The organism is Streptomyces sp. NPDC055078, assembly GCF_053607985.1.
Genome location: NZ_JBSGUP010000571.1, coordinates 1 through 5,397, shown reverse-complemented (window position 1 = coordinate 5,397; position 5,397 = coordinate 1). Strand labels below are relative to the sequence as shown.

Below are 5,397 nucleotides of genomic sequence, written 5' to 3'. Positions count from 1 at the left end.
GCCGGCCGGGGGCGGGACCGCCCCCGGCGCCCCCTCCGCTCCCGAGCCCGCGCGGCGGCCCGGCGGCTGGCCCACCGCCTCCACCCCCGGGCAGTCGGCCAGGCAGCCCGCGCCCGCCGCGGCCCCGCAGGCGCAGGCGCCGGCACCGGCTGCCCCCGCGCCCCAGGCGGCCCCCGGTATGGCCCAGGGCGCCGGGCAGGTACGGAGCATGTGGCCGGACATCCTGGAGGCCGTGAAGAACCGCCGCCGCTTCACCTGGATCCTGCTCAGTCAGAACGCACAGGTCGCGGGCTTCGACGGCACCACCCTCCAGCTCGGTTTCATCAACGCCGGAGCCCGGGACAACTTCGCGACCAGCGGTAGTGAGGAGGTGCTGCGCCAGGCGCTCGCCGAGCAGTTCCATGTGCAGTGGAAGGTCGAGGCGATCATCGACCCCTCCGGCGGCACAGGCGGCCCCGGTGCTGGTGGACCGGGTTTCGCGGGCCCCGGCTCCGGTGGGCCCGGCGGCGGCCAAGGAGGTCATGGCGGTCACGCCGGACCCGGCAGCCAGGGTCAAGCTCAAGGCCAAGCTCAAGGCCAGGCTCAAGGTCAAGGCCAAGGCCAAGGTCACAGCGGTGGACGGCCCGCCCAGTCGGCCCCCACACCGCCCCGGACGGCATCCGCCCCCGCCCCCTCCGCCGTACAGCAGCCCCCCCGGTCCGCCCCCGCCGCACCGCAGGGTCCCTCCGAGCCCCGGCGGACCGCCCAGGCGGCCCCCGTGCACGCGCCGCCCCCGGTCGCCCCCGAGGACGATGTGCCCGAGGACGACGACCCCGACCTCGTCGACTCCGCCCTCTCCGGACACGACCTGATCGTGCGCGAGCTGGGGGCCACGGTGGTGGAGGAATATACGAACGACTAGCGGCGACGGTTGGGGGACGGTTGGGAGGGCCGTACGGGACGAGCGCCTTCGGCGGTTAGGCTGACTGCCGTGAAGGTCCTTGTCATCGGCGGCGGCGCCCGCGAACGCGCCCTGTGCCGCTCACTCTCCCTCGACCCCGACGTCACCGCTGTGCACTGCGCGCCCGGCAACGCCGGCATCGGCGAGATCGCCGAACTGCACGCCGTCGACGCGCTGGACGGCGACGCCGTCGCCCGGCTGGCCACCGAGGTGGAGGCGGCTCTCGTCGTCGTCGGCCCGGAGGCGCCGCTCGTCGCCGGGGTCGCGGACGCCGTGCGCGCGGCCGGAATCCCCTGCTTCGGTCCCTCCCGCGAGGCCGCCGAGCTGGAGGGTTCCAAGGCATTCGCCAAGGCCGTGATGGCCGCGGCCGGAGTGCCCACGGCCCGCAGCTATGTCTGTACGACGCCCGAGGAGGTCGACACGGCCCTCGACGCCTTCGGCGCTCCGTACGTGGTGAAGGACGACGGTCTCGCCGCCGGGAAGGGCGTCGTCGTCACCCATGACCTCGCCGTGGCCCGCGCGCACGCGATCGCCTGCGGCCGGGTCGTCATCGAGGAGTTCCTCGACGGCCCCGAGGTCTCCCTCTTCGCCATCACCGACGGCGTGACCGTACTCCCGCTGACGCCCGCCCAGGACTTCAAGCGCGCCCTCGACGGCGACGAGGGCCCCAACACCGGCGGCATGGGCGCCTACTCCCCGCTGCCCTGGGCCGACCCCAAGCTGGTCGACGAGGTCATGACCACCGTCCTCCAGCCCACCGTCGACGAGCTGCGCCGCCGTGGCACGCCGTTCTCGGGGCTGCTGTACGCGGGTCTCGCGATCACCACGCGGGGTGTACGGGTCATCGAGTTCAACGCCCGCTTCGGCGACCCGGAGACCCAGGTGGTGCTCGCCCGGCTCCAGACCCCGCTCGCGAGCGTGCTCCTCAACGCCGCCAACGGCACCCTCGACATCGAGCCGCCGCTGCGCTGGCGCGATGAGGCGGCCGTGACCGTGGTCGTCGCCTCGCACAACTACCCCGACACCCCGCGCACCGGAGACCCCATCGCGGGCCTGGACGAGATCGCGGCCCAGGACGCGCCCGACGCCTATGTCCTGCACGCCGGGACCAGGCGCGACGGCGACACGATCGTGAGCGCCGGCGGCCGGGTCCTCTCCGTCACCGCGACCGGGAAGGATCTGGGGCAGGCGCGGGAGCGCGCGTACGACGCGGTCGCCCGTATCCGGCTGGCCGGATCGCAGCACCGGACCGATATCGCCCGCAAGGCCGCCGAGGGGTGACGAACGGCATCGGCCCGGCCCGGTCCGGCACTCTCCGGTCCGTCTGAGCCCCGCCCGAACCGGTCCGCTCCGGGTCCCGCTGTGCCGCCGATTCCGCGGAGACCCACGCGATCCGTACGCCGTCACCTACGCCGTCACCTACGCCGTCACCTACGCCGTCACCTACGCCGACACGTATGCCGTCACCTACCCGTCACGTACGCCGTCGTTTCCGCGCGGCTGACCCCCAGGGCCTCCTGCACCTCCCCCGTACGGCTGTACGGGGAGACATTTGTACGATCGTACGGAACGCGGCTCCCGCCGGGCGCCCCCGGCCCATGCCGCCCGCAGGCCACAGGGAGCCCGTACGGACCCATGGCCCCAGGCCACCCAGGGGGCGCGCGGTTCGGGCGGGCCGTACCGGGCTGGGTGAATCAGGGGCGCACGCGAGACAACCCGTACCGTCCGGTGGCCGTCATCACCTTTACCCAAAGCCATTCCATCGAGTGATGGGTGGTCCATCCGGATGACGCCCGCCGAACCCCCAACTATGGTGCGGCGCAGGCGTTCCGGCACTTGGCCCACCGGCATTGCGATGTCAGTGGCGGGTGTCACAGTGGTGAGTGCACCTACACCGTCGCAGCGCAGAGGGGGTGAGGACCGGCCGTGTCCGGTACCGGTGAGTCGATCGGCGCGCAGGCAGCGCGCTTGCGAGCGCTGGCCGTGCTGCGCATCCGCAGCAGGGCGCTGGCCGTTGCCCTGCTGCCCGCGGCGGTGGCCGTCGTGCTCTTCGCCGGCGGGGTCACCGGCCATATGCGCGGCGGGAGCTGGGACACCGCGCGCTGGATCACCGGGGTCTGCGCGGTGGCCGTGCTGCTGCTCGCCGCCGCCGTCGCGACGGTGATCGTCCGGGCCAGCCCGGCCCTCAGCCCCACCGTGGAGGTCTCCGAGCGGGCAGCCCCCGATCTGTATCGGCTGGTCAGAGATCTGGCCGAGCGGCTGGAGGTCCCCGCGCCCTCGGCGCTGGCGCTCACTCCCGACTGCGACAGCTGGCTGGAGGACCGTACCCACCCGGCCCACGCCGTGCCCCATTCGATCAGGAAGATCCGGAAGGTCTGGAAGATACGGAACAGAAGGGGACGGCGGACGGCCGAGGCCCCCGTGCTGGTGATCGGCTCGCCGTTCCTGTGGTGGATGCGGGTCGCCGAGCTGCGGGCGCTGCTCGCGCCGGTCGTGGCCGGGACCGCCCCATCGGCGCACCCCGACATAGCGGCGGCCCGTCGGTTCGTCCGCGGGCTGGACGCGGCGGTCGCCGTGGCCGCGAGCCCCGGGCAGGGCCCCCTCCGGGCGGTACGGAAGGCGGCGCTCGGCGTTGTCGGCCGCATCGCCCGGCTGCTGCTGCACGGCTGCCAGGCGTACGCCGGTGAGATGGAGCGCGGGGTCGCCGCGGCGGCGTCGGAGCGCGCCCAGGCCGTGGACTACGGACTGCGGATCGTCGCCCAGGAGCAGGTCGGCCTGGCGTACGCCGGGTGGGACCGGCTGCTGACCAAGGTCGCGCTGCCCGCCTGGCGCATGGGCCGCTGGCCCTCCCGGCTCGACGCGGGCGTCGTCTCCGCGCTCACCGAACTGTCCCGCCGCGACCGTCTCGCCGAGGGCTTCGCCTCCCGGCTGGGCGAGCGCCCCGCCTGCGATCTGCTGGAGGAGCCGGGCGCGGTCGACGAGGCCGCCTCACTCCTCGCCGCGCGCCTCTTCCACGGCGGTCCGGCCGGGACGGGCGCCGACTGGTCCCCGGTGGACTGGCAGCAGTATCCGGAGGAGGTCGTGGACCGCAAGTGGCGTACGGAGGCGGCCCGGCTCCACCGGGTGCTCGACGATCTCGGGGTGCGGTCCGCTGACGGCCCCGCCGGGTCCACGGGCCCCGACGGTCCGACCCTCGCCCGTGTGATGGCCCATCTCGCGGGGGACCGGGGGCAGGGGACGGACGCGGGTGAGGATCTCGCGGCGGGGATCAGCGCCGAGGTCGCCCGCGAGGAGGCGGCGGCGAGCGCCCCCGCCGCCAAGAGCCAGGCGAGCGCCTCCGTCGCCAAGAGCCCGGGGGACCTGCTGAACGGGTGGGGGGCGGATCCGCTCCCCCTGTTCCCCCTCCAGCCGCCGCGCACCGGGCGTGAGCTGCTCGCCGACCATGTCACCGCGATGGTCTGCTGTGCCGCCGTCGACACGGCGGGCGCGGCCCCGGGGCTCGACTGGCTCGACGGGCCCGCCCTGCTGATCCGCGGCGAACGCTCCGCCGACCTCGGCACCCGCGTCCTCAGCCTCACGGAGGACGGCGACCCCGGCCCCCTCCGCACCTGGCTCGCCGGGGTGGGCGTCCGCCCGGAGAAGCCCGTACGCCTGGTGTGACCCGGTCGGCAGACCGGTCCTGGCGCGCGCGACCAGGAGCCGCCGCCCGGAGCCGCCGTCCCTCCCCTGACCCGCCGTCCGCGCCCTGAACCACCGGGAGCCACCCGTCTCCGCCGCCCCCGCCCGGAGCCGCCGGAGCAAGCCTCCCCAAAGCCTCCCGGGCCGGGCCCCGAAACCGCCCCCGCCCGCGAAGCCCCCCGGCCCCCCGCGTCCCACCCGCCCGGAGGATTCTGGTCCGACCCGCCCGGAGGGCCCCGCACGGAATCGCGCATATCCACAACATTTCGCGACGAAGGGTGACGGATCACATGCGTTATGTGATGTGCTGGACGCCGGCACCGGGCCGATCGGCGTATCAACGTTCGCCGGATCCGGGGGCATTGACGAGGGAGGGCGCATGGGGGCGGAGCAGATCCGGCGGTGGGAATCGGGCGCCCTCGCCCATGCGGTGTCGGACCCCTTCGGACAGGGGCCGCTGCCCTGGCTGAGGGACAGCGAGCGCTATATCGACGACACCGGGCAGGCCGTCGCCTGGTACGCCGACCCGGACTTCTACGCACGCAGCCGCAGCGCCCGTGGCCCCCGTACCGCCGACGACGTAGGACGGCAGATCAAGGGCTTCGCGTCCACGGGTGGCGTCGTTCACGGTGATGCGGTGCAGCCAGGTGGTGACGGCGGACTCGCCGCGGAAGGTGTGCGCGGCGCGGTAGGCGGAGACGAGGGCGTCCTGCACGGCGTCGGCGGCCTCCTCGACGACCTTCTTGCCGATGGCGTGCACCCCCTGGTCCACCAGCTCG

General features: G+C 74.4%; 2 protein-coding genes and 3 pseudogenes. 4 read left to right on the top strand and 1 reads right to left on the bottom strand.

All coding sequences use genetic code 11. The annotated features are described in order from the left end of the window. The 4 genes and pseudogenes from ACWF94_RS32260 to ACWF94_RS32245 all read left to right on the top strand — a co-directional run. A pseudogene (locus ACWF94_RS32260) lies at positions 1-901 on the top strand (DNA polymerase III subunit gamma and tau); the annotation flags it as partial. Between the two features lie 69 nt (positions 902-970). After that, positions 971-2,221, top strand: coding sequence for a phosphoribosylamine--glycine ligase (gene purD / locus ACWF94_RS32255; RefSeq protein ID WP_453496602.1), 1,251 nt, complete (start codon positions 971-973; stop codon positions 2,219-2,221). Positions 2,222-2,866: 645 nt separating this feature from the next. Further along, the gene (locus ACWF94_RS32250) at positions 2,867-4,600 is read left to right on the top strand and encodes a hypothetical protein (RefSeq protein ID WP_453496599.1); all 1,734 of its coding nucleotides are present in this window, start codon (positions 2,867-2,869) and stop codon (positions 4,598-4,600) included. Positions 4,601-4,997: 397 nt separating this feature from the next. Next, a pseudogene (locus ACWF94_RS32245) lies at positions 4,998-5,258 on the top strand (N,N-dimethylformamidase beta subunit family domain-containing protein); the annotation flags it as partial. On the opposite strand, the pseudogene ACWF94_RS32240 reads toward ACWF94_RS32245, so the two are convergent. Then, positions 5,241-5,397 (bottom strand): annotated as a pseudogene (locus ACWF94_RS32240) (sigma factor); the annotation flags it as partial. The pseudogenes ACWF94_RS32245 and ACWF94_RS32240 overlap by 18 nt on opposite strands.